The organism is Arthrobacter sp. W4I7, assembly GCF_030816215.1.
GTDB lineage: Bacteria > Actinomycetota > Actinomycetes > Actinomycetales > Micrococcaceae > Arthrobacter > Arthrobacter siccitolerans_A.
Map to the genome: position 1 here is coordinate 3911390 of NZ_JAUSXU010000001.1, position 25798 is coordinate 3937187.

Genomic DNA, 25798 nt, shown 5'->3' on the forward strand with positions numbered 1-25798 from the left:
GGGGCTGGGGCAGTAGAATGGCAGCATGACGGACAGGCCACGGCGCGGGCACCATCTGCAGGCAGGCAGGGTGCACTCCACAGTGCTGCTGTTGGCGTCGCTCCTGCTGTTGCCCGCCTGCTCCCCGGGCCAGGGCGGCGGCACGCCGTCCGGTGACGCCTCGGCCAGCCCCGCAGCCCCCTCTTCGGCATCGTCATCGGCCACCCCCTCCGGCAACACGTCCCCGGACGCCGAATCAACTGTCCCGGCCCCCTCACCCGGGCCAGCTACAGGACCATCAGCCGGCCCCGGACAGGGCAATGCCGAACTGGCGATCACCGTCAAACCATCGGCCGGTGAGCCGGAGGTCAATTACACCCTGGTCTGCGTCAGCGGCGTGCCCGATTCTGAAAGCAAGCACCCCAACGCCGATGCCGGCTGTGCAGCCCTGAAGGAAAACGCGGCCCTGCTGGCTCCCCCGGCCCTCCGGACTGACCAGGTGTGCACGCAGCAGTACGGCGGTCCCCAGGAAGCCACGGTTACCGGAGTGGTGGACGGCGTCCCTGTCGATGACGTCTTCAAACGCACCAACGGTTGCGAAATCAGCGCCTGGGATGCTGCCCAGAACGTCATCGGTGCCACCGGTGGCGCATATTAGGGTCCTCGCGGCGGACGAATGGCGGGCCAGGGAGGAAGCCCACCAGCAGCGCGTCGGCCGCTATGCGGACCCCTACCTTGCCCGGCGCTCCGCCGGGCAAAAGCACCCTGTGGAGGACTTCCTCTTCACGTACTACACCCAGAAACCAGGCCAGCTCCGGCGCTGGCACCCGGGTGCCGGCGTCGTCCTTACGGGTAAGGAGGCGGCTGTCCGCCGCGGCTGGAAACACTACCGGACGCCCGACGACGACGAGCTGGCCTCCCTGGGCCTGCCGCCTGGAAGTACCGCGGTTACCTTTGACCGCGCCGGCTTTCTCGCCGACCGCAAGGATGCGGTCTCCTTTGCGGGCATCATCCTGCTCGGTACCGCTGCACGCCCGGCCCAGTTTGGCTGCTTCGGCCTGCACGAGTGGGCTATGGTCTACCACCAGGACCGGTTCGACCTGCGGCACGAGTACCTGCAGCTGCGCCTCGGATCAGCCGGGACGGACAAGGTAGTGGAGGACAACCGGATCCGTTGCACCCACTTCGATGCATTCCGCTTCTACACCCCGGATGCCATCCCGCTCAATGAACTGGCACCCAGCCGTGAAACCCAGCGGCAGCTGGAGCAGCCGGGGTGCCTGCACGCCAACATGGACCTGTACAAGTGGGCCTACAAGCTGCTGCCGGCCCTGCCCAGCGAACTGGTGATGGATTGCTTTGAGCTGTCCTGGCGGATCCGGGTCATGGACATGCAGGCGTCCCCGTACGACCTCGCCGAATGGGGCTACCCGGCCATTCCCATCGAAACCCAGCAGGGCAAAGCCGCCTACGTGGAACGCCAGCGTTCTTTCGCCGCCGAGGCAGCCGCACTCCGTGAAAAGCTTGCCCTCGAGCTGGCCGCGCTCACAGGAGATGCTGCGTCATGATCGACCTGACCATCAGGCTTCGGGAAACCCCTGAGGCAGCCGAATACCTCTTTCGGCTGGTGGCCGACGACGACGGCCATTCCGCTGAGAGCAACCTCCCGGATCCGGAAGCTGCGCTGGCAGCAGTCCGGGAGCACGGTGAGGACATCTTCTTCCCGAAGCCCGGGCCGCCCAGGCTGTGCACCCAGCAGTACGGCGGGCCGCAGGTTGCCCTGGTCACCGGGACGTTCCACGGGCGCCCGGTCGATTCTGTATTCACGCGGACGGACGGCTGCGAAATCTCCCGGTGGAAGGCAATGGCACCCCTGTTGGGCAGCACGGGTGGCGCCTGGGGCAGCACCTAGATTTACCGGCAAAAAGCAGGATCCCGGACGGTCCAACCGCCCGGGATCCTGCTTTTTGTAAACGCCTGCTGCTAAGCCGCGGGGACGCCGTCCGCGAAGGCTACCTGTGGAGCTCCCGATGGGGCTGCCGAGGCTGCACCCACCTGGACGTTGACCCAGGTCCTGATGCCGTTATCGCCCAGGCTCAGGCGCGCCAGGTAGGCCCCTTCGGACAGGCCTGTCCAGGACAGTGTGGCCGAGGTGGCGGTGCCGTTGGGAGCCAGGATCGGATTGGGGTCCACCGTGAGGTTGCCCGCATCCCCGGCAAATGTCACGGCCTGAACCGTCGCCGTGGCCGCCCCGTTGTCCGGCGTGGAGTATAGGTTGGCCACGATGTAGTAGGTGCCGGCACGCGGCGCCTCCAGATCCAGGAACTCGCTGGCCGAAGCCGTCGCCACCTGGGTTGCCGTCAGTCCTCCCGCGGCATTCGGTGCGTAGACCACCATGTCCCAGTCGACGTCGTTGGATTGGGCCTGGACACCCAGGCGGGCGAAGGATGCTCCTTCCGGCACTGTCACCCGGAGCAGTGCGTTGTGCGCATCGTTGGCCGGCGCGTATTCCCCGGGGGTCTTGGTGATGGCAGTCTGGCTCAGCGGAGCAAGGCCTTCCACCCCTACCTTGATGGGGTTGTCCGACCCGGAGACCAGTTCCATGGTCCCGCTGCCGGTTCCGGTTGCCGCGTCGAAGGAGAACGACGGTGCGATCTGTGCGTCCACGGGCCGGATGGCGATCGGCGAGCTCACGGTGCGCGGGCCCTTCCACGTAAGGCTGCCGGTGCTGAACTTGCCCACCGGGGCGCTGACGTTCCTGATGGTCAGGGTAACCTCACGCGTCTGGCCTGACTTGGCGAAATTCAGTGATTGCGGTTCCACCTGGACGTTGAAGCCCGGCAGGTTGACTTCGGGCCGGTACATGCCGGGAACCAGGGCGGTCAGCTGGCGCTTGACCTGGACTTCGCCCACCAGGCTGCCAAGCGCGATCGAGGGCAGGTTCAAGTCCCGGGCGGCGATGGTCCCGGCCTGCGGGGCACCGGTGTCCACGCCCTGGCCGTTGAGGAACCCCAGCCAGTCTTTGATGCCGGAGTTGTAGACCAGGCCCGGATCCAGGACACGGGTTGAGTCAATGTGTCCGGCTCCCCCCTGGAACGGATCCGTGTTCGGCGAGCCGTCAGCCTTGACCAACGGGTAGGCCGTGGTCATCATGGCCGACTTGACCATGGCGGGGGTCCACTGGGGCTGCTTGCTGAGCACCAGCGCGCCGAATCCGGCGATGTGCGGTGCTGCCATCGAGGTGCCGGACATAAAGCCGAACTGGGCTCCATGGTTGCCGATGGTGGAGACGCCGGCCAGGACGTTGACGCCGGGCGCCGCGATGTCGGGTTTCAGCAAGTCACCGCCGGAAGCGAGGCTTGGCCCGCGGGAGGAGAACCCGGCAACCTGCGGCGCCGCGGCCGGGGGTTCACCGGTCAGGTCCCCCTTGACCAGGCTGACGGTCAGTGCCGGGTTGGCTTCCAGCTTGGACTTCAGTTCCAGGCTCTTCGGGGCATTCACGTGCACGGTGGGCAGCACGTGGTTGTCCGCATCTTCGGAGCTGCTGGTGAGGTTCACCAGGATCATTCCGACGCCGCCCTTGTCCTGGACCTCCTGGCTCTTGGCCGTCCTGTCTACAACGCCGCGGTCACAGACCACCACCTTGCCCGCCACCTTCGCAGCATCAAGTGAACCGGGGCCGCAAAGGTTTGGATTGGCGGCACCTGCAGCTGCCGCGGCGGCTGCGACAACAACCGGCTTGTCTGCCACTTCGGACTTCATGATCGAAGCTCCACGGTACAACGAGCCGTCGGAGACCTTGACGGTTCCAAGAAGATCGCTGGGGAAGGTGGATGCGGCCACCGTGGTCAGCCAGGGTGCGGAGTGGTTGACGGTGGACTCGGTGGGGCCGGAGTTGCCGGCCGAAGCGGAGACGAAGACCCCTGCGGCGGCAGCATTCAGGAATGCCAGTGCCACAGGATCGGTGGTGCTGTTGTTGTTGCCTGAAATGGAGTAGTTCAGGACATCCACCCCGTCCTTGATGGCGGCGTCCACTGCCTCCACTGAGGCGGAGGAGTAGCAGCCTCCCGTGCCAGGGTTGGTGTCCTCCCAGCAGATCTTGTAGACGGAGACCTTTGCAGCGGGGGCGACCCCGGAGCTCTTGCCAAAGCTGGTGCCGTCCAAGACCTGCTCCACGTTTGCGTTCCCGGCTGCCGTCGTGGCGGTGTGGGTGCCGTGGCTGCCGACGTCCACCGGGGAAATGAGTTCTTCAGGGGCCCGGTTCTCCGGTGCTACGAACTGCAGGAAGGAGTCAGCGAAGTACCTGGCGCCGATCACCTTGGAGTTGCACAGCGAGCCGTCGAAGGACGCGCCCGTCCCCTCGCCCTTCTGGCATTCACCCTCGAAGACAGTTCCATCGGCCTTGAGCATGGCGATTTTGCCATCTGCGGTGCGGTAGGGGACGCCCACCTGCGCCTGGCCGCTCAACGGCTGGACGGGTTCGCCCTGCAGGAAGGGGTTGTCGGGGGCATAGCCGGAGTCGATGACCCCAACCACCACGCCCTTGCCGGCGTTGGCTTCCCCACCAAACTGCTTGGCCCACATACCGTCGGGTCCGGTCAGCTTGAGGAAGTCCGTGGTGGTGTAGTCCGGGGCATTCTCCACGTCCGGCGCCACCGCCAGGACCTTCTTGTCCTTGGACAGCTCCATGGCCTGCGCTGCAGTCAACTGGGCACTGAAACCGTTGAGGGCAGCGGTGAACTGCTTTTGCGGCGTGACCCCCTGGCTGGCAGCGAGGTCCCGCTGCTGCTGGCGCAGGTGTGCGTCGTACGCCTTGTAGTTGGGGCTTCCAGTGTCCAGCTTGCGGCCATTCTGGGGCTTGGTGGGCGCAAGCCCCGGAGTCTCACCCTCATAGGCCGCGGCTGCTGCACCTGCGAGGACAACAATGTAGCGGCCGCCAGCGAACCCGGCAGACGCTGCATTTTGTGCCCCGATAGCCACATCCTTGCCGGCGGGCGCCGCGATGGCCGGATTTGCGGCCATCGAGGTGAGGAGGAGTGGCAAACCCACGGCCAGCGCGGCAGCCTTCCGGAATCCCCCGGCCCGCAAGGGGCTCTTTCCAGTAGATCTCACGTGCAACCCTTTCACGAGGTACCGGCCCAGCCATGGTTGCGGGCCCGAAATGACGGTCTTGACGCGGGGAATTACAGACCTTGTCATTCCGCACGACCAGACGATTCACAGGGTACAGACTGATAGCTCGATATGACATAGGGCACAAAAGCGATTTTTTTACCAGTCATATGCAGCGCGTGGAGGTGCAAAGGGGCAGGAAAAAGGGCGCCCCGCAGGACGCCCCGATGAGCTCGGACCAAATGCCGCCCGGAACCTGTTACCGGGGTGTTCGGACCACGTCGCTGATCCATTGCCTGGTCTTTTCGTCCACCGGTCCGGCAACCCGATTCTCACGCGCAAGCCGGTCCGCTTTGACCTTTTGCAGCACCATCCGCCCCAGGCCGGCGAACACTGCGGCGGCAACCATCGGCAACAGTACGGATCTCGATTTCTCAGCCATTCAGCAATCCTAATAACACCACCGGCCCAACTCCAGAGCCACGGCCTGCTGCCCCATGAACCACGGAGTCCAGCCAAGGCTTGTGACTGGAATCCGCCGAATACAGGGTGGGACGCTCCGGCCGGTAGAATGGACTAGCAAGCTCGCGGAGCGCCCGTCCACAAGGTTAACAAGTGTGTCCCCCGACACCCCGGTACGGCGTGAGACGGCACCACTGAGCTGCGCCCTTACCCAAGCTCACGCACAGGAGTTACCGGATGCCCCGGATCGTTGTTGACGTCATGCCCAAGCCCGAGATTCTGGACCCGCAGGGGAAGGCTATCGTCGGCGCCCTCCCCCGGCTGGGCTTCACCAGCTTCAGCTCTGTCCGCCAGGGCAAGCGTTTCGAACTGACCGTCGACGGCGAGGTGACCGAGGACATCCTGGCCCAGGCGCGTGATGCCGCAGAGACCCTGCTGTCCAACCCCGTGATCGAGGACGTCGTCAACGTCGAGGTCGTCGAGGCCTGACATGACTGAACTTCCCCTGATCGGCGAGGCCATCGCCGTCGCCGCCGAACCGCGCCTCGCGGGGGCCAAGATCGGCGTCGTCACCTTCCCGGGCACCCTCGATGACCGCGACGCCGCCCGCGCCGTACGCCTCGCAGGCGGCACCGCCGTCGAGCTTTGGCACGCGGACACGGAACTTGGTGACGTGGATGCCGTGGTGATTCCCGGCGGCTTCTCCTACGGCGACTACCTCCGCGCCGGTGCCATCGCCCGCTTCGCACCGCTGATGTCCAGGATCATTGACGCCGCCAACAGTGACGCCAAACTTCCCGTGCTCGGCATCTGCAACGGCTTCCAGATCCTCACCGAATCGCACCTGCTGCCCGGTTCGATGATCAAGAACGACCACCTGAAGTTCATGTGCCGCGACCAGGTGCTCCGCGTGGAAAACAGCAACACCGCATGGACGCTGGACTACCAGGCGGGCCAGGAGATTACCGTTCCGCTGAAGAACCAGGACGGCCAGTACCTCGCGGACGATAAGACCCTGGACGCCCTCGAGGCGGAGGGCCGCGTGGTGTTCCGCTACGTGGGCTTCAACCCGAACGGCTCCCGCCGTGACATCGCGGGCATCTCCAACGCCGCAGGCAACGTAGTGGGCCTGATGCCGCACCCCGAGCACGCCGTTGAGGCCGGCTTCGGCCCCGAATCGCTGGACGGAATCGGCGGTTCCGACACCGACGGGCTGGGTTTCTTCACCTCCGTTTTGACCAAGATTGTGGGAGGCAAGTAATGACCGGGATCTCGACAGGCTCGATCACCGACGGCGGAGGCACGTCTACTGCCGCCTCGCCCACCGCTGCCCCGGGTGCCATCACCCAGGTCAAGAAATTCAATATCGACACCGTTGAACATGCGGCGAAGACTCCGGACACGGAGCTGCCCTGGGCTGAACTGGGACTGAAGCAGAACGAGTTCGACGAGATCGTCAAGGTCCTCGGCCGGCGCCCCAGCGGTGCCGAGCTCGCCAGTGTATTCCGTGATGTGGAGCGAGCACTGCTCCTACAAGTCCTCCAAGAACCACCTGCGCCAGTTCGGCGAAAAGGTGACCCCGGAGATGAAGAAGGACATGCTGGTGGGCATCGGCGAAAACGCCGGCGTGACCAACCTCGGGGACGGCTGGGCCGTGACCTTCAAGATCGAGTCGCACAACTCGCCGTCGTTCGTTGAGCCTTACCAGGGCGCCGCGACCGGCATCGGCGGCATTGTCCGCGACATCATCTCCATGGGCGCCCGCCCGGTGGCCGTGATGGATCCGCTGCGCTTTGGCGCCATCGACCACCCGGACACGGCACGCGTCATGCATGGCGCCGTTGCCGGCATCGGCGGCTATGGCAACTCGTTGGGCCTGCCGAACATCGGCGGCGAAATGGTGTTCGACTCCGTGTACCAGGGCAATCCGCTGGTGAACGCGCTGGCTGTTGGCGTGATGCGCCACGAGGACATCCGCCTCGCCAACGCGTCCGGCAAGGGCAACAAGGTGGTCCTGTTCGGTGCCCGCACTGGTGGTGACGGCATCGGGGGCGCCTCCGTACTGGCCTCCGAGTCCTTCGACGACACCAAGCCGTCCAAGCGCCCCGCAGTGCAGGTGGGCGACCCGTTCGCCGAGAAGGTCCTCATCGAGTGCTGCCTGGAACTGTTCAAGGGCTCCCTGGTGGAAGGCATCCAGGACCTCGGCGCCGCCGGCATCTCCTGCGCCACCTCCGAGCTGGCTTCCAACGGCGACGGCGGCATGCAGGTTGAGCTGACCTCCGTGCTGCTGCGCGATCCCACGCTGACCCCGGGCGAGATCCTGATGTCCGAGTCGCAGGAACGCATGATGGCCGTTGTCACCCCGGAGAACGTTGCGGCGTTCGAAGCCGTGATGGACAAGTGGGCCGTTGAGTACGCCTGGCTGGGCGAGGTGACCGACACCGGCCGCCTCATCATCACCTGGGAAGGCGAGGTGATCGTCGACGTCGATCCCCGTACTGTGGCACACGACGGTCCGGTGTACGACCGCCCGTTCGCCCGTCCCGAGTGGCAGGACGCCGTGCAGGCAGACACCTTCACCGGCTCCGTGCAGGACGCCGGCCGGCCCTCCGCTCCGGCTGAGCTCGCCAAGGCCGTCACCGAACTGGTGGCATCGCCGAACATGTGCTCCAAGTCCTGGATCACCAACCAGTACGACCGCTATGTGGGCGGCAACACGTCCATGGCCATGCCCGACGATGCAGGCGTGGTCCGCGTGGACGAGGAAACGGGCCTGGGTGTGGCCCTGGCCACTGATGCCAACGGCCGCTACACCTACCTCGACCCCTACCACGGTGCACAGCTTGCCCTGGCCGAGGCCTACCGGAACGTCGCCACCTCCGGCGCCGTTCCCATGGCCGTCAGCGACTGCCTGAACTTCGGCTCACCCGAGGACCCGGACGTTATGTGGCAGCTCGCAGAGGCTATCCGCGGCCTGTCCGACGCCTGCATGGTGCTGGGCATCCCGGTCACCGGCGGCAACGTCTCGCTGTACAACCAGACCGGCACCACGCCGATCCACCCCTCCCCCGTGGTGGCAGTGCTGGGCAAGCTCGACGACGTAGCCCGCCGCACGCCGTCGGGCTGGCGTGAGGACGGCCAGGCCATCTACCTGCTGGGCACCACGGCTGCGGAACTTGACGGTTCCGAGTGGGCCAACATGCGCGGCCACCTGGGCGGCCTGCCTCCCAAGGTCGACCTCGACGCCGAACGCGCCCTGGGTGAGATCCTGATCAACGCATCGCGCGACGGCATGATCGACTCTGCCCACGACCTCTCCGAAGGCGGCCTCGCAGCTGCCCTGGTGGAGTCCTCGCTGCGCTACGGCGTGGGTGCCAGGATCGCGCTGCAGGACGTTCTGGACCGGGACGGCGTGGACCTGTTCACGGCGCTCTTCGCCGAGTCACAGGGCCGTGCCATTGTAGGTGTTCCCCGTTCCGAGGAAGTCCGCTTCACGGACATGTGCACCGCCCGCGGCTTCGTACACACCCGGATCGGTGTGGTGGACGCGGCCAGCGGAACGCTGGACATCAACGGAGTGGAGAGCCTGTCGCTTGACGCCCTCCGCGAAGCCCACGAAAGTACGCTGCCGAAGTACTTCGGCTGACCTTTCCCACTAAAAGCAACGCGGGGTCACCTGCCGCCCATGAATCCCCACGGGATGGGCGCCACGTGACCCCGCGTTGCTTGGTTTAATCCTCGCTGTGCAGATCCCGCTGCCGCGCGCTGAGCAGTTCGATTTCCGGGCGCCCGGCCACCAGGCGTTCGACGGCGGCCAGCACCTCAACGAGGTGCGCGCGGTCTGCTGCCACGAGGCCAACGCCCAGCCGGGTGCGCCGGTACTGGTCGTGATCCCCCACCTCGGCGACGGAGACGTCGAAACGGCGCTTGACTTCAGCTATCAGTGGCCTGACGACGGACCGCTTTTCCTTCAGGCTCTGAACATCACCCAGGAGGATGTCGAATTCGATCCAGCCGATCCACATCAGATGGTCAGCTCCCCCATCCGGTCCCAGCCGTCGCCCTCGAATTGGCGGCTGACGATCCGGGGCGTTTCGGCCAGGGCCTGGGGCATGTCCGCCATGGCCTGCTTGAAGTGCGCGCTGTTGACGTGCTCGCCCGCAGCATCGTCCTTGAAGGCTTCCACCAGGACGTATTCGTTCGGGTCCTCAAGGCTGCGGGACCAGTCGAACCAGAGGTTGCCCGGCTCCTGCCGTGTGGCTTGGGTGAAATCGGCCACCAGAGCGGGCCAGCGCTCCGACCACTCCGGCTTGACCTTGAACTTGACGACGATAAAAATCACGGGCGTAGTCCTTCCGCGGCGAGTTGGCGTGCCCCTTCAATGTACCGGGAAGTAACGTGGCGCTGCGCTGCCCGGGTCACCAGTCCCCCGGCCGCGTAGAACCAGTTGCCGGGTTTGCTGAAGGAACGGATCCTCAAATGCACATCGGCGTCGCCGTTGATCTCCACTTCAAAGGACTCCTCGCCCCGCGCCGGGTGGCCTTGCAGGGCTCCATAACCAAATCCTGCCGACTGCGGCACCCCCGCCTGCAGTGGTTCACGGACCCAAACCACTTCACAGGGTGCACTTAGCCGAAAAGGCCCGACGCCGAAACCGCTCACCACCCGCGCCCCAGGCACCACCCTTGGTGAATCCGTCCGGACTCGTAGTCCGGCACGCCGCTGGAGCTCCCAGGAAAGGATGCCGGCGGCTACCCGCCGGTAGACCGCAAAGCCGGTGCCCAGTTGCGCTTCTTGCAGGACAGGGGCGTATCCATCGGGAGCAACCCCGTGTTCCGTGCCCCCGATGCCGGGGTAATCGAGGTGCCTGCCCTGCGCCGACCGTTTGGCCTTCACTGGTTGGCACCCTGGGAACCCGCCAGGCGGGCCCATCCAAGCTGCTCCTGCTGTTTCCTGGTCAGGCCTGCCACCACCAGGTCGTAAGAGTCCTCCACCATGTCCCGGATCATGTCGTCCGCAAGGGTCCCGTCCAGGCGGACGCCGTTCCAGTGCGTCTTGTTCATGTGCCAGGCACCGGTGATTTCCGGGTGGGCAGCGCGCAGCTGCACGGCAAGGTTTGGCTCGCACTTAAGGTTCACGTACCAGTCCTGCGGATTCATGCCGGACAAAGCAAAGAGCTTGGCCTCATGCCGCGCCCCTCCTGCGATATTGGCCCGGACCTTGAAGACGGCGGTTTCCGGTCCGAACGGATAATCCTCGTACGCGCCGGGAAACGAGAGGCAGATTTTCCTCAATGCAGCAGGGTCCATGCAGGAAGCCTACAAAGCCGGCTGCCGCGGTGCTAGTCTGCGAGGATGTCACACGATCAGGGGGCCATTCCTGTTCTGGACCTGGGCAAGGCACGGCAGGACGACGGTTCATTCAGCCCGGACTTCATTGAACAGCTGCGCCACGCGACGCACCATGTGGGTTTCTTCCAAATCACCGGTTACGGCGCGTCCCCCGGTCAGCCGGAACGGCTGCTGGACCTTATCAGGCGGTTCTTCGCACTGCCGCTGGAGGAAAGGATGAAGCTGGACAACCGGCTTTCACCGCACTTCCGCGGCTACACGCGGATGGGCACCGAGGTGACCCAGGGACGCGCGGACGCCCGGGAGCAGATCGACTATTCGCCGGAGCGCGAGCCGGTCCGGGACTATCCGGACGACAAGCCGTACTGGTTGCTTCAAGGCCCTAATCTTTGGCCGGAGGAGTCCTTTCCGGAGCTCAAACCGGCCGCCATGGAGTGGGCGGAGCTGATGTCCCGGGTAGGAATGGAGCTGCTCCGGGCCATCGCGGTCTCTCTGAAACTGCCGGAGGACTACTTCGATGAGCCTTTCCGTGGCACTCCCGCCTGGATGGGAAAACTGGTTCACTACGTGGGCGGCGTTGTGGAGGCTGCCGGCGACCAGGGCGTGGGCTCCCATGCGGACTACGGATTCGTCACCCTCCTGCTGCAGGACGACATCGGCGGGCTGGAAGTCCTCCCGCCCGGGGCAACTGAGTGGGCGCCCGTGGAGCCGATCCCCGGTGCCCTGGTGGTGAACCTTGGCGAGATGCTCGAAGTCGCTACTGAAGGCTACCTCGTGGCCACCATCCATCGGGTCCAGGCGCCCCCTCCCGGCGTGGACCGGTATTCGGTCCCGTTCTTCTGGTCACCGCGTCTGGACGCCGTTATCGACCCCGTCCCGTTGCCGCCCGAACTGCGGGCCGAAGCGCGGGGTATCTCTGACGATCCCGCCAACCCGCTGTTGGCTTCCTACGGGATGAACATGCTCAAGGGCAGGATGCGCGCGCACCCGGACGTCACGGAACGGCACTATCCGGGGCTCCTGACGCGCTGAACCTGCAAGCGGCGTCAGAGGTTGTATTTCCAGGCCTGCTGGGCGGGGCAGGTGTTCATCACGACATCCAGCCCGGCGGCCTTGGCCCGTTCCGCGGCCTCCTCGTCAATGACGCCCAGTTGCAGCCACACCGCTTTCGCGCCTACTGCAATGGCCTGGTCCACCACGGCCCCCACCTTCTGCGAGTTCACAAAGCAGTCCACGACGTCGATGGGTCGCTTTTCGGGAGGAATGTCCCCGAGGCTCCGGTACCCCGCTTCCCCATGTACGGGGTCACCAGGGAGGTTCACGGGGATGATTTCCATACCGAGCCGGTCCCGGATAAACAGCGAGGTATCGTAGGCGGCGCGCCACTCGTTGGTGGTGAGGCCCACGATGGCCCACCGCCCTTTGTTTCGCATGAGGCGCTCGATGACTTCCGGATCGTTGACGTGGCCCATGCAGCAAGCGTACATCCGCTGCCGCAAACGGCGAATGCTCGAATAAGTGACTGTTCATGCGCAGGTGAAGCCGGCGTGAACGAATATTACGCTCCCAGTTAGGCAGATTTGGTCCAGAGGATGCGGCTCCGGTGTAGTGATAGTTGACCATCCCGAGCGGCCGAGAGACCTGGATCGATGAAGCCGCAGCAACCCTGGTCACTGGGCGCGGCCGACGCGCCGGTGATAGCAAGGAAGCAGCCGTAGGCATCCGGAACCGACCATTCCGGCAAAGGCTGAATCCGTAGGGTGCTACTGCCAGGACCGATGGAGTGATCCTCATGACTGCAGTTCTGTCGTCCCGCCCTGCCGGGGCTGCCTCCGGCCACCCAGCCGCCCTGCCCGTCGCTTTCAGTGGCTTGCGGCGGACTTTTGGGGCCGGCCCCACTGCCCACACTGTCCTTCGCGACGTCACGTTCGACGTCGCCGCCGGGGAAGTCCTTGCCATCCTGGGCCCCTCCGGCTGCGGCAAGTCCACGCTCCTGCGCGCCGCGGCGGGACTTGATGCACCCAGCGCCGGTTCCGTAGTGATCGACGGCACCGCTGTGCACGGCATTGACTCCCGCTGCGCCTTCGCGTTCCAGGAACCGCGGCTGCTGCCCTGGCACACCCTTCAGGCGAACGTGGCTATCGGCCTGCCCACCGGATGCAGTGCAAAAGAGGGCAAGGCCAAAGTGGCACGCCTGCTGGAACTTGTGGGGCTGGACAACTTCGCCAGGCACCGCCCCCGCGAAGTCTCCGGCGGCATGGCCCAGCGCGCCTCCCTGGCCAGGGCCCTCGCACGGAACCCTGGCGTCCTCCTCCTGGATGAACCTTTCGGCGCCCTGGACGCGTTGACCAGGATCAGGATGCAGGACCTCCTCCTGGACATCCACCGGGCGGAACCCACCACGGTCCTGCTGGTAACCCACGATGTGGACGAAGCCCTGCAGCTCGCGGACCGCATCATCGTGCTCGGGGCCGACGGCGACGGCGAGGGCGCCACCATCGTGCGCACTCTTGAAGTGCCGGGCAGCCGGCCCCGGGATCGCGCCTCCGCTGAACTCGCCGTTATGCGCGGCTCGCTGTTGGAAACGCTGGGCGTGGACGGGCACTGACCGCCCGCAGCCGCAGCGGCTCCCCCGCAGACGTCGTAATTAACTTCAGCAGCCGGCAGCGCAGCTCCATTGCAATTCCCTTTGCATTCCCCCTTTTAGTTTCCCGCCTGACCCAGCATCAAAGGATGACCATGCCGTACGAACACCCCATCTCCCGCCGTTCACTCCTGGGCGCGGCCGCCCTGGCCGCCTCAGCGGCCCTGGCACTGACCGGATGCGTCGCAGGCGAGGGCTCGTCCGGCAGCGCTGCTGCCGCCGGCAGCATCAAGGGCGGCACCCTGAACATCGACTTCGCCACGTATAACCCGCTCAGCCTGGTCATCAAGGACCAGGGCTGGCTGGAAGCGAGCCTCAAGGACCAGGGCGTCACCGTGAACTGGGTCCAGTCGGCCGGCTCGAACAAGGCCAATGAGGCCCTGCGCTCAGGTGCTATCGACGTCGGTTCCACCGCTGGCTCCGCTGCCCTCCTGGCCCGCTCCAACGGCTCACCCATCAAGACCATCGACATCTACTCACAGCCCGAATGGGCGGCCCTGGTGGCGCCGGCCGGCTCGGACATCACCTCCGTGGCCGACCTCAAGGGCAAGTCCGTGGCCGCCACCAAGGGCACCGATCCCTACTTCTTCCTCCTGCAGGCCCTGGAGGAGGCGGGGCTGAAGCCCGGTGACGTGACGGTGCAGAACCTGCAGCATGCCGACGGCCGCACCGCCCTTGAGAACAGTTCCGTCCAGGCCTGGTCCGGCCTGGATCCGATCATGGCCGGTGCCGAGCAGAAGGGCGCCAAACTTTTCTACCGGAACCTCGACTTCAACACCTACGGCTTCCTCAACGCCACCGAATCGTTCCTCAAGGACAAGCCGGAACTGGCCCAGGCCGTGGTGAATGCCTACGAGAAGGCCCGTGCCTGGGCTGCCGCAAACCCGGACCAGACGGCCGACATTCTGGCCAAGGTTGCAGGCCTGGACCCGGCGGTGGCCAAGACCGTGGTGCTGGAGCGCAGCAACCTGAACGTTGATCCGGCACCCGGCGAGGCACAGCGCAAAGTATTGGAGAAGATCGGGCCTACCTTCGTGGAAACCGGTGACGTCAAGACGCAGCAGCAGATTGACGACGCCGTTAGCTCCCTTCTCGACGACTCGCTGGTGAAGAAGGCTGATCCGTCAGCCATCAAGGACTCCTGATGAGCACTCTCGGAGATCCCCACATCACCGGCAACACTGTTGCGGATGAGCGTGCTGCAGCCGCTCCCGCAACAACGGCAGACGCTGCCCGGGCGGGCGCCGGTCAGGCACCCGCTCCGGCACCGGGATGGTCTCCCGCCGGAGTCCGCTCCAGGAACTGGGCGCGTCTGCCCCTTGGCTTGATCATCCCGGCAGTCCTGCTGGCCGCCTGGCAGATCGCCTCCTCCAGCCACCTGTTCACGGTGGTGCAACTGCCGCCGCCGGCCATGGTGCTGGAGGCTGCAGGCGAGCTGCTGGAACGCGGAGAGCTCGGAACCCACATAGCCATCTCCACCCAACGGGTCCTGATCGGTTTCCTGGTCGGTGCCCTGCTGGGCCTGGTCCTCGGCGCAACCGTGGGCCTGTCCAAAATAGCGGACGCCCTGCTGGCCCCCACCATCGGGGCACTGCGGGCGGTTCCGTCCCTGGCCTGGGTGCCGCTGCTGATCCTGTGGCTGAAAATCGGTGAGGATTCCAAGGTGACCCTCATCATCATCGGCGCGTTCTTCCCCGTGTTCACCACCGTTTCGCTGGCGCTGCGCCACGTGGACCGCAACCTGGTGGAGGCGGCCCGCGCCTTCGGCCTTAAGGGCGTCCGGCTGCTGACCACGGTGCAGCTGCCCGCCGTCGTTCCCGCCGTCTTTTCCGGACTGCGGCTGGCGCTGGCCCAGGCCTGGCTGTTCCTGGTGGCGGCGGAGCTGATCGCCTCGTCCATGGGCCTGGGCTTCCTGCTGATGGATTCGCAGAACAACGGGCGCACCGACCGGCTGTTCCTGGCCATCGTGATGCTCGCCGTGATCGGAAAAATTACTGACGCCCTGCTGGGCCTGGCAGAAAAGTGGGCGGTGAAACGATGGGCGTGAGCACCACCGAAACCTTTGACCTGAACGCCGGGGTGCACCCGGATAACGTGGCCTTCTGGGAACAGCAGGCCTTGCGGCTCCACTGGGAAAACCCGTGGCACACGGCGCACCGCTGGGTGCCCGCGGACCCTGAGGCCGGCACCGGGCCGCAGATCAGCTGGTTCGACGGCGGCCGGCTCAACGTCGCCTACAACTGCGTGGACCGCCATGTGCTTGAGGGCCGCGGTGACAGAGTGGCGCTGTATTTCGAGGGCGAACCCGGCGACCGCCGGTCCATCACCTACGCCGAACTCCAGCGCGAGGTGTCCAAGGCAGCCAACGCGCTCCTGGCCCTGGGCATCGGCAAGGGCGACCGCGTGGTCATCTACCTCCCGGTCATCCCCGAAACCATCATCATCACGCTGGCCGTCGCACGCATCGGTGCCATCCATTCCCTGGTGTTCGGCGGCTTCTCCGCCGAAGCACTGAAGTTCCGGGTGGAGGACACCGGCGCCAAGCTCCTGGTCACCACCGACGGCCAGTTCCGGCGCGGCGTGGCCGTTCCCGTGAAAGACAACGCGGACGCCGCAGTGGCTGGCGAGAACGCCATCGAGCACGTCCTGGTGGTCAACCGCACCACTCCGGCAACGGACCTGGCAACAGTCGCTATGACCGAAGGCCGCGACGTGTGGTGGCACGACGTCGTCGGGAATGCAGCGGATGTCCATGAGCCGGAGGCGTTCGACGCCGAGACTCCCCTGTTCATCATGTACACCTCAGGAACCACTGGGAAGCCCAAGGGCCTGGTCCACACCTCGGGCGGGTACCTCACCCAGGCGTCCTGGAGCTTCGAGCACCTGTTCAGTAACCCGGACCCGGCCCTGCGGGACCGCGATGTCCACTGGTGCACCGCGGACCTCGCCTGGGTCACCGCGCACACTTACGAAATCTACGGTCCGCTCTCGAACGGGGTCACCCAGGTGATCTTTGAAGGCACCCCCAACACTCCGCACCCGGGCCGGCACTTCGAAATCATCGAACGCTACGGCGTCACCCAGTACTACACCGCCCCCACCCTGGTCCGTTCCCTGATGGGGTGGTTCCCCGACGGCGTTCCAGGCAGCTACGACCTCTCCTCCATCCGCCTGCTGGGCACAGTTGGAGAGGCAGTCAACCCGGAAGCGTGGCGCTGGCTTCGCGATAACGTCGGCGCGGGCACCGCCCCTATTGTGGACACCTGGTGGCAGTCGGAAACGGGTGCGACCATACTTTCCCCTGCTCCGACGGACACAGACTTCAAGCCCGGCTGCGCGGCGCGCCCGCTGCCCGGCGTCAGCACCCGGATTGTGGATGACGCCGGCAACACGGTTCCCCCGGGGGTGCAGGGGAACATCGTGGTCGACTCCCCCGGTCCCGCCATCGCCCGCACGGTCTGGGGCAACCCGCGCCGCTACTTTGACTCCTATTGGAGCCAGTACACGGAGCATGGATGGTTCCTGGCCGGGGACGGTGCCAAATACGACGCCGACGGCGACATCTGGATCCTCGGCCGGGTGGACGACACCCTCAACGTCTCCGGCCACCTGCTCTCCACCATCGAGATCGAGTCCGCGCTGGTATCGCACCCGGACGTGGTGGAGGCAGGCGTCTGCCCCGTGGCCGACCCGAAGACCGGGCACGCCGTCGTCGCATTTGTGGTCCTGAAGGCAGGGGTTTCGACAAGCTCAACCACCGGCCAGACGGGCTCAACCAGCGAGGACCTACGCAACCACGTCGCCAAGGAGATCGGCCCGATCGCCAAGCCGCGCGACGTCGTCGTGGTTCCGGATGTACCCAAGACCCGCAGCGGCAAGATCATGCGCCGGCTGCTCACCCAACTGTTCGAGGGAACCACCCTCGGCGACACTACCTCGCTCCAAAACGAGCCGGCGATCGCCGGCATCCAGGGCGCAGTGCGCGACTACGTCAAAGCCGTACCGGCACCCAACCTCAACGGACAAAAGTAAAGGAACAATCATGAATGACATCAGCAGCGTTGCCCGTCTTTCCGAGCCGCTGAAGTTCGCGTACTGGGTACCGAACGTCTCCGGCGGACTGGTGGTCTCCACCATCGAACAGCGGACCGGCTGGGACTTCGACTACAACAAGAAGCTCGCCCGGATCGCCGAGGAGTCAGGTTTCGAGTACGCCCTGACCCAGACCCGCTACGCCGCGTCCTACGGCGCGGACAAGCAGCACGAAGCCACGTCCTTCAGCCTGGCTCTGCTGGCCGCTACCGAGCGGCTGAAGGTCATCGCCGCAGTCCACCCGGGTATGTGGCACCCCGGTGTGCTGGCCAAGTACATCATCACCGCCGATCACATCTCCAACGGCCGCGCCGCCGTGAACGTCGTCTCCGGCTGGCTCAAGAACGAGTTCACCAACTTCGGCCTGGAATGGCTGGAGCATGACGAACGCTACGTCCGCACCGAGGAGTTCATCAAGGTCCTCCGCGGCCTGTGGACCGAGCAGGAGTACAGCCAGTCCGGCAAGTACTACAACATCACCGATTTCACCTTGAACCCCGCCCCCGTGGACGTGCCCGGACGCGCCCACCCCGAGATCTTCTTCGGTGGAAATTCGACGGCGGCCCAGGCCACGGCGGGGCGGGTTGCGGACTGGTACTTCTCCAACGGCAAGGACCTGGAAGGCTTCAAGGACAACATCGCCGGAGTCGTGGCCGCCGCCGGCGAAACCCGCCGCGGCACCGAAGGTGCCTTGGCTGCACCCCGGTTCGGCCTCAACGGTTTCGTCATCGCCCGCGACTCGGAGAAGGAAGCCCGCGAGACCCTGCGCGAGATCGTGGCGAAGGCGCACAAGCCGGCCGTCCAGGGTTTCCGGGACGCCGTGCAGGAAGCGGGCGCCTCGACCAAGGATGGCAAGGGCATGTGGGCAGACTCCACCTTCGAGGACCTGATCCAGTACAACGATGGCTTCAAGACGCAGCTGATCGGCACCCCGGAACAGATCGCCGAACGCATCGTGGAGTACAAAAAGCTCGGCGTGAACCTGTTCCTGACCTGCTACCTGCACTTCCAGGAGGAGGTGGCGGCGTTCGGCCAGGACATCCTGCCCATCGTCCGGGAACTTGAAGCGGACCTCGCCCGGAAGAACGGCACGGAGCTGGACCTTTCCAGCACCCCCGCGGTTTCGACAGGCTCAACCACCGGGCTGGTGGCTGTCTGATGAGTGACCGCACTTTCGGGTTCCGCACTCGCGCCCTGCACGCCGGCGGCACCCCTGACGCCGAGCACGGCGCCCGGGCCGTCCCCATCTACCAGACCACATCCTTCGTGTTCAAGGACACCCAGGACGCTGCCAACCTGTTCGCACTGCAGAAGTACGGCAACATCTACTCCCGCATAGGCAACCCCACCGTGGCGGCGTTCGAAGAGCGCATCGCCTCCCTGGAAGGCGGCATCGGAGCGGTCGCGACGTCCTCGGGCATGGCCGCGGAGTTCATCACCTTCGCCGCGCTGACCCAGGCGGGCGACCACATCGTTGCCGCCTCCCAGCTCTACGGGGGTACCGTCACCCAGCTGGACGTCACCCTCCGCCGCTTTGGTGTGGACACCACGTTCGTGCCCGGCACCGATCCTGCGGACTACGCGGCGGCGGTCCGGGAGAACACCAAGGCAATTTTCGTTGAGGTGGTGGCCAACCCGTCGTCGGAAGTCCAGGACCTTGCGGCTTTGGCGCAAGTGGCGCACGACGCCGGCATCCCCCTCGTCGTCGACGCCACCTTGAGCACGCCGTACCTGGTGCGGCCCATCGAACACGGCGCGGACATCGTGATCCACTCGGCCACCAAGTTCCTTGGAGGCCACGGGACCACGCTGGGTGGCGTGATCGTGGAAAGCGGCCGGTTCAACTGGGGCAACGGCAAGTTCCCCACCATGACCGAACCCGTAGCCTCCTACGGCAACGTCTCCTGGTGGGGCAACTTCGGCGAGTACGGCTTCCTCACCAAACTCCGCTGTGAGCAGCTGCGCGACATTGGCCCCGCGCTCTCCCCGCAGTCCGCCTTCCAGCTGCTGCAGGGCGTGGAAACCCTTCCCCAGCGGCTGGACGAGCACCTGAAGAACGCCCAGGCCGTGGCCGAATGGCTCGAGGCCGACGAGCGCGTGGCCTACGTGAACTTCTCGGGGTTGCCGTCACATCCGCACTTCAAACGGGCACGGAAGTACCTTCCCCTGGGTCCGGGCTCGGTGTTCTCCTTTGGCGTGAAGGGCGGGAGGGCTGCGGGGCAGAAGTTCATCGAATCCCTGCAGCTGGCCTCGCACCTGGCCAATGTGGGCGATTCCCGTACCCTGGTGATCCATCCTGGCAGCACCACCCACCAGCAGCTCAGCCCGGCGCAGCTCGAGTCAGCCGGCGTGCCGGAGGACCTGGTCCGCATTTCCGTGGGCCTGGAGGACATCGAGGACATCCTGTGGGACCTGGACCAGGCCCTGTCTGAAGCCCGGAAGGCAACCGCGGATGATGCCGGATTCCTTAACGATGACGCCGCGGACGCCTGCACGATCGGAGCACGCGCATGAGCATTACAGCGCGCACTTGGGAAGGCCCCTCGGCGCCCGAACGCCTGGACCTGCTGCGGGAAGCAAAGACAATCGCCATCGTGGGGGCATCGGACAAGCCCTCCCGGGCCAGCTACTTCGTGGCCACCTACCTGCTGTCCTCTTCCCGCTACAAGGTGTACTTCGTTAACCCGGTAGTCCAGGAGATCCTGGGCCAACCCACGTACGCGTCGCTCGCAGACCTGCCGGAAAGCCCGGACATCGTGGACGTCTTCCGCAAGCACGACGACCTCCCCGGCGTCCTGGACGAGGCTATCGCTGCGGGCGCCAAAACCCTGTGGCTGCAGCTGGGGTCCTGGCATGAAGGCGTGGCCGCGGAGGCCGAAGCTGCCGGGCTCCATGTCGTGATGGACCGGTGCGTCAAGATCGAGCACGCCAGGTTCCATGGCGGACTCCATCTGGCAGGCTTTGACACCGGTGTCATCTCATCGAAGCGCCAGGTCCTGGCCTAAGCCCGGGCCGCTCTTAACGGCCGGGCTTCCCGGCGCGGGACGGGGCCGGCCCCAGGGCCGGCCCTGTTGGTCCCGGCTTGCCGCCGCCGCCCGCAAATTCCCCGCCACTGCCGGCATTCCCTTTCGGCACCTCATTCTTGGTTCGCGGTACATCCTTGGCCCCAAGCACTTTGCCGGGTGCAGGAAGTTCCGCCATGCCGCCAGTATGCCCGGCAACGGCTTCGGCTGACGCCACTGCCGGTTCCCTCGCCGGTCCGGCAGAAGACGCCGGCTCCTGCGCCACAGGGGGCGACGCCGCTGGGGCGATGCTCCAGGACGGGGTCCAGTCCTGAAGCAGATGCTGGACGGAGAGACCAGTGGAATCCCCATGTCCGGTGGAGCTCGCGGCCACGCCGGTGACGCCCAGTCCCATACCGGCAATGATGGCGAGGCCCAGGGCCGTAGTCCTCCGCTGGAGGACCCGCCGGCGGCGTTCCAGCTGGCCTGCCGGCCGGGACAACAGAGCCGCCAGCTCAGGGCCGGGCTGCGGGGCAGCCAGGTTGGCGAGGGACCCCAGCGCAAGGAGGGTGTCCCGGAGTACGGCATCCTGCCCGAATCCGGCGTCGAGGAGCATGTCCTCCACGAGGACCGGCAACACATCAGTTTGCGGTGTCATGAGCTCAGGTACTCCTTCACGGCCGAAAGTTCCCGGAGCTTACCCAGCGCCCGCCGCTGCAACTGCTTCACCGCACCGGAGCTCTTTCCCATGGCATCAGCTGACTGCTCCACCGTGAGTCCGGCCACGAGGCGCAGCACCAGGACCTCGCGCTGGTCCCGGGGCAACCCGTCCAGCAGATCCAGGACCTCCTGCGGGGATATGCGTTCCAGCGCTTCCGCCTCGGCCGACGGATCTTCCCGCTGGCCCAGCCCGGGCTCGAACGGCAGCTTCGCGGGCGTGCGGCTCTGGCGCCGCTGGTCATCCACCATCCGGGCGTGGGCCACGGAGAAGATGAACGTCCGGAGCCCGGCGGAACCGCCATGGATGGTGCCAAGCCGCGGCAGGACGGACAGGAACACTTCCTGCATTGCCGCCTCCGGATCCTCGACGCCCCGGGCGGTGAGATATCCCAGGACCTGTGATGCATACGTCCGGTACACCGCGCTGAAACCGGAAGACCCGGTGGCCTGGTCCCCCGGGGCCAGGCCTGTCAGTGCATCAGTCACAGACGTAGTGCTTTCAGTCAAAGAGAGGCTGTTGGGCGGGAGAGGCAGGAACCGAACCTCGGAAGTGCCTTTTCCCGGGATCACTTTACCCCTCGGTAACCACTGTCCGGATGCGCCACGCGATGCTGCAGCAGCACATGCCTTTCCGCCCGAAAGTGAAAGAGCCGGCCTGGAACGTGATGGGGGACAAGTTCCAGACCGGCGCTACATAAAGGTAATCGCCCGGGGCACCCTAAGGGTTACGCCCAGGCCCAAAAACTTTTAAGGAATTTTCGCGGCCCGGTTCAGCGGGCGGCTGCGGTGATCCAGCGTGGCCGGCTTCCCTGCCGCCGCGGCCCGGGGGAAAGGCTGGAAGTGTGTGTGTTGGCGGGTACGCGCCGGTCGTCACAGTCATCCTGGACGGTTGCAGCGGCCGACGCCGGAACTGCAGCAGGTGCCTGACGCGCCGCCGTACCCGCGGGGCAGAGATCGGTCACGAGTCCCGTTCCTGCGCACTCCCTGACGGCGGTGATGCCGGCTGCGAGGGAGGATTTGCTGTCAAAGGGGCCGGAGACGGCCATGATGGTGCCGTCCGGGGCAAGGAGGCGGAACCTGAAAAAAGAATCCTGGTCAACAAACGCTTCGAACTTTCCGGCCATAACAAATCCTTCCGTTCTGCGGGTCCTTGTCCGGAGGCGCCATTGCCACCGGCCGGTCCGGGCGCATCACTGCCCCTCAATCCCGCGGGTCTGGTCGAACGATTTGGTGATCAAGTCACCGGTGTAACAAAGAGTCTCGCCGGTAGGCGTGCAGCGCCGCAAGACCTACGGCGTTAACGCTGTGTAAATTGCCTTAAGTTTCCCTGGATAACGCAAACGGCGGGCCGCCCTGTGAAGGTGACCCGCCGGCGTCGTCCCCACCCGCTCCCTAGCCTCGCAAGCTCGGCCAGGGAAGCCTCCCTGCTACCTCCCCAATCTCGCAAGCTCGATCGGGGCCCCTCGGTAGCGTGGGCGCAGGCGTGGGCCCACATGTCAGTCGTTGATGAGGTCGTTGACCACGATGGTCTGGTCGCGGTCCGGGCCAACTCCGATGGCGGAGAAGCGGGTCCCGGACAGCTTTTCCAGGGCCAGCACGTAGTTGCGGGCGTTCTCCGGCAGGTCCGCCAGGTTGCGCGCGCCGGTGATGTCCTCGGTCCAGCCCTCGAAGTACTCGAAAATGGGCACTGCGTGGTGGAACTCGGTCTGCGTCATGGGCATCTCGTCGTGGCGGACGCCATCCACGTCATAGGCCACGCACACGGGGATCTGCTCGATGCCGGTGAGCACGTCCAGCTTGGTGACGAAGTAGTCCGTGAAGCCGTTGACCCGGGAGGCGTGGCGGGCCAGGACGGCGTCGTACCAGCCGCAGCGGCGCGGCCGGCCGGTGTTGACGCCGAACTCGCCGCCGGTCTTCTGCAGGTACACGCCCATTTCGTCGAACAGCTCCGTGGGGAACGGGCCGGCACCGACGCGCGTGGTGTACGCCTTGATGATGCCGATGGAGCGGGAAATGCGGGTGGGGCCAATGCCGGATCCCACCGAGGCGCCGCCGGCCGTGGGGTTGGAGGAGGTGACGAACGGGTAGGTGCCGTGGTCAACGTCCAGGAACGTGGCCTGGCCGCCTTCCATGAGCACTACCTTGCCCTCATCCAGGGCGGTGTTCAGGACCAGGGTGCTGTCGATGACCAGCGGGCGGAGCCGCTCGGCGAAGGACAGGAAGTACTCCACGATTTCGTCCACCACCACACCGCGGCGGTTGTAGATCTTGACCAGGAGCTCGTTCTTCTGCCGCAGCGAGCCTTCCACCTTCTGGCGCAGGATCGACTCGTCAAAGACGTCCTGGACGCGGATGCCCAGGCGGGCCACCTTGTCCATGTAGGCCGGGCCGATGCCGCGGCCGGTGGTGCCGATGGCGCGGCTGCCGAGGAAGCGCTCCGTCACCTTGTCCAGCACCTGGTGGTAAGGCGCCACGAGGTGGGCGTTGGCCGAGACGCGAAGCTTTGAGGTGTCGGCGCCGCGGGCCTGGAGGCCGTCGATCTCCTGGAAGAGTGCCTCGAGGTTGACCACGCAGCCGTTGCCGATGATGGGTACCGCATTGGGGCTGAGGATGCCTGCCGGAAGCAGCTTGAGTTCGTATTTTTCACCGCCTACGACGACGGTGTGCCCGGCGTTGTTGCCGCCGTTGGGCTTGACGACGTAATCAACGCGGCCGCCCAGCAGGTCGGTCGCCTTGCCTTTTCCTTCGTCGCCCCATTGGGCTCCTACGATCACAATTGCTGGCATGGGATCCTCCCCCATTCGTTCGGGCTGTCCGGGCCGGCTACTTCGTGGCTGGCCTGGTTCAGCGCCGTTCATGAGAATGCCCCGAATGGACCGGCCTTCGCTGGTCCGCGGGGCAGCACAGCGATGCAAGAGTTCCGGGGCTCTTACCACCCAAGTTTAGCGGATGAGGGACTTTGTCCACTCGTTGGGCCGCCGCGGTCCTTCTTGCAGGGTAAAGCACCCATGCCGGGGGACCGCGGCGGACTGTCAGCGGTTACTACTCGTCCTCAGCTTCCTCGCCCGGGCGGGAGGTCTGGGTGGCGAGGCTGTCCCAGAAGGAGGTGTCGGCGTCGGCAATTGATCCGTCAGCGATGGCTTCGGCCGTGGCCGTCAGGGTGGTCACTGTCTGCTTGATCAGGTACCCGTTGCTCCGGAGCCCCAGGGCATATCCGTCCAGGTAGTGGTCCGACATGCCCCGCATCTCAAACAGCAGGGTTGCGATGCCGTATTCCACCGCGATGCCGTTGCGGCTGATGGTTTCGGCGCTGCCGCCCACGTACTTGCCCAGGTGGCCCCAGCCGGTGGAGTCGACGTTGTGGAACACCACCGCGCCCAGCTGCTTGGACTTCTCCACAACTGCAGGATCGGCGTACGGGGTGGTGGGGTAGAGGATGGAGCCGGAGACGAGTTCTCCGTCACGTTGGCTGCGGGTGCCCTGGTGGTGCAGGTCGATCATGTAGTCGATCCGGTACTTGCGCATCACGTTGTTATGGAGCGCCTGGGTTTCCGGCTGGACTTTGTCCACGTGGTCACGGTTGAGGTCCACCTCTTCGGCGTTGTACCGGGTCATGTTGCGGCCGCCCTTGGCCTGGTAGTCCGCCAGGGAGAAGTTCACGTCACCCATGGCCCCGTCCGCATTCAGCATGGGAACGATAAGGATGTTGACGCCGTCCAGGACATCCCCTGACTTGCCGGTGCCAAGGTGCTTGACGAATTCCAGGGCACCCTCGGTAGTCAGCTGTTCGTTGCCGTGCTGCTGCGTCAGGTAAAGGATGGTGGGTTTGGCCGGGTCCGAGATGTACTTGACCAGGTGGATGTCGCGGCCCTTCACCGTCTGCCCGATGACCTCCAGCTCCATGGCCGGCTGGCGGGTGTCCTGGTCTTTGAGGAAGGAGACCATCTCGTCGTAGGTGGCCAGCTTCGATGTGGTGATCTGGCCATTGCCGTCGTAGTTGGGGCCTTCGCCTACGGCCATCGCCGGCGCGGGCGCCGCCACTGCTGCCAGCGCCAGGGCTCCGGAAACGGCAAGGGTCCTGAAAGTTGCCAGGGCTTTTCTCACGGTGCGTTACCTCTTTCGAGTGCATTGGGGTGCGTTCAGGCCGCCATGTCCCCCATTGCGGCCTGTGACAAGAGCCAACCAAGCTAAACGAGACCTGTCAATGGATATAACAGGAACTTGCATGCAGTTATAGCGATTTGGAAAGCAGGCGCCACGCCTGCTTTCCGCCGAAACAATCCGAACCGGATTTGCTCCCGGGAAAGTCTTGGAATTAAGTGAGAGTGAACCATCCGGAGCGGCCGAGAGACCTGGATCGTTGACGCCGCAGCAACCCCGCTAAGTGCAGGTACCCCCTGCCGCGAAGGTGCTACTGCCAGGACCGATGGAAAGGA

Annotated in this window: 25 protein-coding genes, 1 pseudogene and 1 riboswitch; of the genes and pseudogenes, 14 read left to right on the forward strand and 12 right to left on the reverse strand. The window is 65.5% G+C overall.

Annotated elements, in window-relative coordinates; all coding sequences use genetic code 11:
• Positions 1–25 precede the first annotated feature (25 nt).
• From QF047_RS17635 to QF047_RS17645, 3 genes are read left to right on the forward strand one after another with little or no spacing between them, the layout of a single operon-like run.
• Complete coding sequence (locus QF047_RS17635; RefSeq protein WP_307279724.1) at positions 26–637, forward strand: SSI family serine proteinase inhibitor; 612 nt, start codon at positions 26–28, stop codon at positions 635–637.
• On the forward strand, positions 594–1547 hold the full coding sequence (locus tag QF047_RS17640; RefSeq protein WP_373427778.1) for a 3-methyladenine DNA glycosylase: 954 nt from the start codon (positions 594–596) through the stop codon (positions 1545–1547). Before QF047_RS17635 ends, QF047_RS17640 begins: the two co-directional genes overlap by 44 nt.
• Positions 1544–1891 carry a serine protease inhibitor gene (locus QF047_RS17645; RefSeq protein ID WP_306637916.1) on the forward strand — a complete coding sequence of 116 codons (348 nt, stop codon included), beginning with the start codon at positions 1544–1546 and terminating at the stop codon, positions 1889–1891. Before QF047_RS17640 ends, QF047_RS17645 begins: the two co-directional genes overlap by 4 nt.
• A gap of 71 nt (positions 1892–1962) precedes the next feature.
• Here QF047_RS17645 and QF047_RS17650 read toward each other — a convergent pair whose 3' ends face one another.
• The gene (locus QF047_RS17650) at positions 1963–5067 is read right to left on the reverse strand and encodes a S8 family serine peptidase (protein WP_307282039.1); all 3105 of its coding nucleotides are present in this window, start codon (positions 5065–5067) and stop codon (positions 1963–1965) included.
• 283 nt (positions 5068–5350) lie between these two features.
• Positions 5351–5533, reverse strand: coding sequence for a hypothetical protein (locus QF047_RS17655; protein WP_306637913.1), 183 nt, complete (start codon positions 5531–5533; stop codon positions 5351–5353).
• A gap of 257 nt (positions 5534–5790) precedes the next feature.
• Between QF047_RS17655 and purS the strand changes: the two genes are divergently transcribed.
• The 3 genes and pseudogenes from purS to purL all read left to right on the forward strand — a co-directional run bounded on the left by purS (position 5791) and on the right by purL (position 9199).
• On the forward strand, positions 5791–6042 hold the full coding sequence (purS, locus tag QF047_RS17660) for a phosphoribosylformylglycinamidine synthase subunit PurS (RefSeq protein ID WP_003798434.1): 252 nt from the start codon (positions 5791–5793) through the stop codon (positions 6040–6042).
• 1 nt (position 6043) lies between these two features.
• Complete coding sequence (gene purQ, locus QF047_RS17665) at positions 6044–6814, forward strand: phosphoribosylformylglycinamidine synthase subunit PurQ (RefSeq protein ID WP_306637911.1); 771 nt, start codon at positions 6044–6046, stop codon at positions 6812–6814.
• Positions 6814–9199: pseudogene (gene purL / locus QF047_RS17670) on the forward strand (phosphoribosylformylglycinamidine synthase subunit PurL). The gene purQ and the pseudogene purL overlap by 1 nt, the downstream one beginning before the upstream one ends.
• An 85-nt stretch (positions 9200–9284) precedes the next feature.
• On the opposite strand, the gene QF047_RS17675 reads toward purL, so the two are convergent.
• The 4 genes from QF047_RS17675 to QF047_RS17690 are packed head-to-tail and all read right to left on the reverse strand — an operon-like array spanning position 9285 to position 10862.
• Positions 9285–9578 carry a DUF503 domain-containing protein gene (locus tag QF047_RS17675; protein ID WP_306637908.1) on the reverse strand — a complete coding sequence of 98 codons (294 nt, stop codon included), beginning with the start codon at positions 9576–9578 and terminating at the stop codon, positions 9285–9287.
• Entirely contained in the window at positions 9578–9895 is a 318-nt protein-coding gene (locus QF047_RS17680) for a putative quinol monooxygenase (RefSeq protein WP_307279732.1), read from the reverse strand. The genes QF047_RS17675 and QF047_RS17680 overlap by 1 nt, the downstream gene beginning before the upstream one ends.
• Positions 9892–10449: a DUF1990 family protein gene (locus QF047_RS17685; protein WP_307279735.1), complete on the reverse strand. Its 558-nt coding sequence runs from the start codon at positions 10447–10449 to the stop codon at positions 9892–9894. Before QF047_RS17685 ends, QF047_RS17680 begins: the two co-directional genes overlap by 4 nt.
• Positions 10446–10862, reverse strand: coding sequence for an MmcQ/YjbR family DNA-binding protein (locus QF047_RS17690; RefSeq protein WP_307279737.1), 417 nt, complete (start codon positions 10860–10862; stop codon positions 10446–10448). The genes QF047_RS17685 and QF047_RS17690 overlap by 4 nt, the downstream gene beginning before the upstream one ends.
• A gap of 45 nt (positions 10863–10907) precedes the next feature.
• Between QF047_RS17690 and QF047_RS17695 the strand changes: the two genes are divergently transcribed.
• Positions 10908–11936, forward strand: a complete 1029-nt coding sequence (locus QF047_RS17695; RefSeq protein WP_307279739.1) for an isopenicillin N synthase family oxygenase — start codon at positions 10908–10910, stop codon at positions 11934–11936.
• 14 nt (positions 11937–11950) lie between these two features.
• Here QF047_RS17695 and QF047_RS17700 read toward each other — a convergent pair whose 3' ends face one another.
• On the reverse strand, positions 11951–12376 hold the full coding sequence (locus tag QF047_RS17700; RefSeq protein WP_307279741.1) for a CoA-binding protein: 426 nt from the start codon (positions 12374–12376) through the stop codon (positions 11951–11953).
• A gap of 320 nt (positions 12377–12696) precedes the next feature.
• Here QF047_RS17700 and QF047_RS17705 point away from each other — a divergent pair, with 320 nt between their 5' ends.
• From QF047_RS17705 to QF047_RS17735, 7 genes are all read left to right on the forward strand, one after another.
• A complete protein-coding gene (locus QF047_RS17705; protein ID WP_306637901.1) occupies positions 12697–13512 on the forward strand; it encodes an ABC transporter ATP-binding protein in 816 nt (271 codons plus the stop codon).
• Between the two features lie 131 nt (positions 13513–13643).
• Complete coding sequence (locus QF047_RS17710; RefSeq protein ID WP_306637900.1) at positions 13644–14693, forward strand: aliphatic sulfonate ABC transporter substrate-binding protein; 1050 nt, start codon at positions 13644–13646, stop codon at positions 14691–14693.
• Positions 14693–15595, forward strand: coding sequence for an ABC transporter permease (locus QF047_RS17715; RefSeq protein WP_307279750.1), 903 nt, complete (start codon positions 14693–14695; stop codon positions 15593–15595). Before QF047_RS17710 ends, QF047_RS17715 begins: the two co-directional genes overlap by 1 nt.
• Entirely contained in the window at positions 15586–17580 is a 1995-nt protein-coding gene (gene acs / locus QF047_RS17720; protein ID WP_373427820.1) for an acetate--CoA ligase, read from the forward strand. The genes QF047_RS17715 and acs overlap by 10 nt, the downstream gene beginning before the upstream one ends.
• A 10-nt stretch (positions 17581–17590) precedes the next feature.
• The gene (sfnG, locus tag QF047_RS17725) at positions 17591–18799 is read left to right on the forward strand and encodes a dimethylsulfone monooxygenase SfnG (protein WP_307279754.1); all 1209 of its coding nucleotides are present in this window, start codon (positions 17591–17593) and stop codon (positions 18797–18799) included.
• Positions 18799–20154, forward strand: a complete 1356-nt coding sequence (locus QF047_RS17730; RefSeq protein ID WP_307279756.1) for an O-acetylhomoserine aminocarboxypropyltransferase/cysteine synthase family protein — start codon at positions 18799–18801, stop codon at positions 20152–20154. Before sfnG ends, QF047_RS17730 begins: the two co-directional genes overlap by 1 nt.
• Positions 20151–20645 (forward strand): CoA-binding protein, encoded by a 495-nt coding sequence (locus QF047_RS17735; RefSeq protein ID WP_307279757.1) that lies wholly within the window; start codon positions 20151–20153, stop codon positions 20643–20645. Before QF047_RS17730 ends, QF047_RS17735 begins: the two co-directional genes overlap by 4 nt.
• 13 nt (positions 20646–20658) lie before the next feature.
• On the opposite strand, the gene QF047_RS17740 is transcribed toward QF047_RS17735, so the two are convergent.
• From QF047_RS17740 to QF047_RS17760, 5 genes are all read right to left on the reverse strand, one after another.
• Entirely contained in the window at positions 20659–21300 is a 642-nt protein-coding gene (locus QF047_RS17740) for a hypothetical protein (protein WP_307279761.1), read from the reverse strand.
• Positions 21297–21848 (reverse strand): RNA polymerase sigma factor, encoded by a 552-nt coding sequence (locus tag QF047_RS17745; RefSeq protein ID WP_307279763.1) that lies wholly within the window; start codon positions 21846–21848, stop codon positions 21297–21299. Before QF047_RS17745 ends, QF047_RS17740 begins: the two co-directional genes overlap by 4 nt.
• Positions 21849–22132: 284 nt before the next feature.
• Entirely contained in the window at positions 22133–22486 is a 354-nt protein-coding gene (locus QF047_RS17750; protein ID WP_307279765.1) for a DUF1508 domain-containing protein, read from the reverse strand.
• Positions 22487–22858: 372 nt separating this feature from the next.
• A complete protein-coding gene (locus QF047_RS17755; protein ID WP_307279767.1) occupies positions 22859–24148 on the reverse strand; it encodes an adenylosuccinate synthase in 1290 nt (429 codons plus the stop codon).
• Positions 24149–24404: 256 nt separating this feature from the next.
• Positions 24405–25466 (reverse strand): M14 family zinc carboxypeptidase, encoded by a 1062-nt coding sequence (locus tag QF047_RS17760; protein ID WP_307279770.1) that lies wholly within the window; start codon positions 25464–25466, stop codon positions 24405–24407.
• A gap of 223 nt (positions 25467–25689) precedes the next feature.
• A riboswitch (SAM riboswitch) is annotated at positions 25690–25795 on the forward strand.
• Positions 25796–25798: the final 3 nt, after the last annotated feature.

Excerpts from the sequence above, each read along its gene's own strand:
- QF047_RS17635 (WP_307279724.1), top strand. The coding sequence starts at position 26 with ATGACGGACAGGCCACGGCGCGGGCACCATCTGCAGGCAGGCAGGGTG.
- purS (WP_003798434.1), top strand. The coding sequence starts at position 5,791 with ATGCCCCGGATCGTTGTTGACGTCATGCCCAAGCCCGAGATTCTGGAC.
- sfnG (WP_307279754.1), top strand. The coding sequence starts at position 17,591 with ATGAATGACATCAGCAGCGTTGCCCGTCTTTCCGAGCCGCTGAAGTTC.
- QF047_RS17675 (WP_306637908.1), bottom strand. The coding sequence starts at position 9,578 with ATGTGGATCGGCTGGATCGAATTCGACATCCTCCTGGGTGATGTTCAG.
- acs (WP_373427820.1), top strand. The coding sequence starts at position 15,586 with ATGGGCGTGAGCACCACCGAAACCTTTGACCTGAACGCCGGGGTGCAC.
- QF047_RS17705 (WP_306637901.1), top strand. The coding sequence starts at position 12,697 with ATGACTGCAGTTCTGTCGTCCCGCCCTGCCGGGGCTGCCTCCGGCCAC.
- QF047_RS17645 (WP_306637916.1), top strand. The coding sequence starts at position 1,544 with ATGATCGACCTGACCATCAGGCTTCGGGAAACCCCTGAGGCAGCCGAA.
- QF047_RS17695 (WP_307279739.1), top strand. The coding sequence starts at position 10,908 with ATGTCACACGATCAGGGGGCCATTCCTGTTCTGGACCTGGGCAAGGCA.
- purQ (WP_306637911.1), top strand. The coding sequence starts at position 6,044 with ATGACTGAACTTCCCCTGATCGGCGAGGCCATCGCCGTCGCCGCCGAA.
- QF047_RS17755 (WP_307279767.1), bottom strand. The coding sequence starts at position 24,148 with ATGCCAGCAATTGTGATCGTAGGAGCCCAATGGGGCGACGAAGGAAAA.
- QF047_RS17700 (WP_307279741.1), bottom strand. The coding sequence starts at position 12,376 with ATGGGCCACGTCAACGATCCGGAAGTCATCGAGCGCCTCATGCGAAAC.
- QF047_RS17735 (WP_307279757.1), top strand. The coding sequence starts at position 20,151 with ATGAGCATTACAGCGCGCACTTGGGAAGGCCCCTCGGCGCCCGAACGC.
- QF047_RS17640 (WP_373427778.1), top strand. The coding sequence starts at position 594 with ATGCTGCCCAGAACGTCATCGGTGCCACCGGTGGCGCATATTAGGGTC.
- QF047_RS17750 (WP_307279765.1), bottom strand. The coding sequence starts at position 22,486 with ATGGCCGGAAAGTTCGAAGCGTTTGTTGACCAGGATTCTTTTTTCAGG.
- QF047_RS17730 (WP_307279756.1), top strand. The coding sequence starts at position 18,799 with ATGAGTGACCGCACTTTCGGGTTCCGCACTCGCGCCCTGCACGCCGGC.
- QF047_RS17710 (WP_306637900.1), top strand. The coding sequence starts at position 13,644 with ATGCCGTACGAACACCCCATCTCCCGCCGTTCACTCCTGGGCGCGGCC.
- QF047_RS17740 (WP_307279761.1), bottom strand. The coding sequence starts at position 21,300 with ATGACACCGCAAACTGATGTGTTGCCGGTCCTCGTGGAGGACATGCTC.
- QF047_RS17715 (WP_307279750.1), top strand. The coding sequence starts at position 14,693 with ATGAGCACTCTCGGAGATCCCCACATCACCGGCAACACTGTTGCGGAT.
- QF047_RS17690 (WP_307279737.1), bottom strand. The coding sequence starts at position 10,862 with ATGGACCCTGCTGCATTGAGGAAAATCTGCCTCTCGTTTCCCGGCGCG.
- QF047_RS17655 (WP_306637913.1), bottom strand. The coding sequence starts at position 5,533 with ATGGCTGAGAAATCGAGATCCGTACTGTTGCCGATGGTTGCCGCCGCA.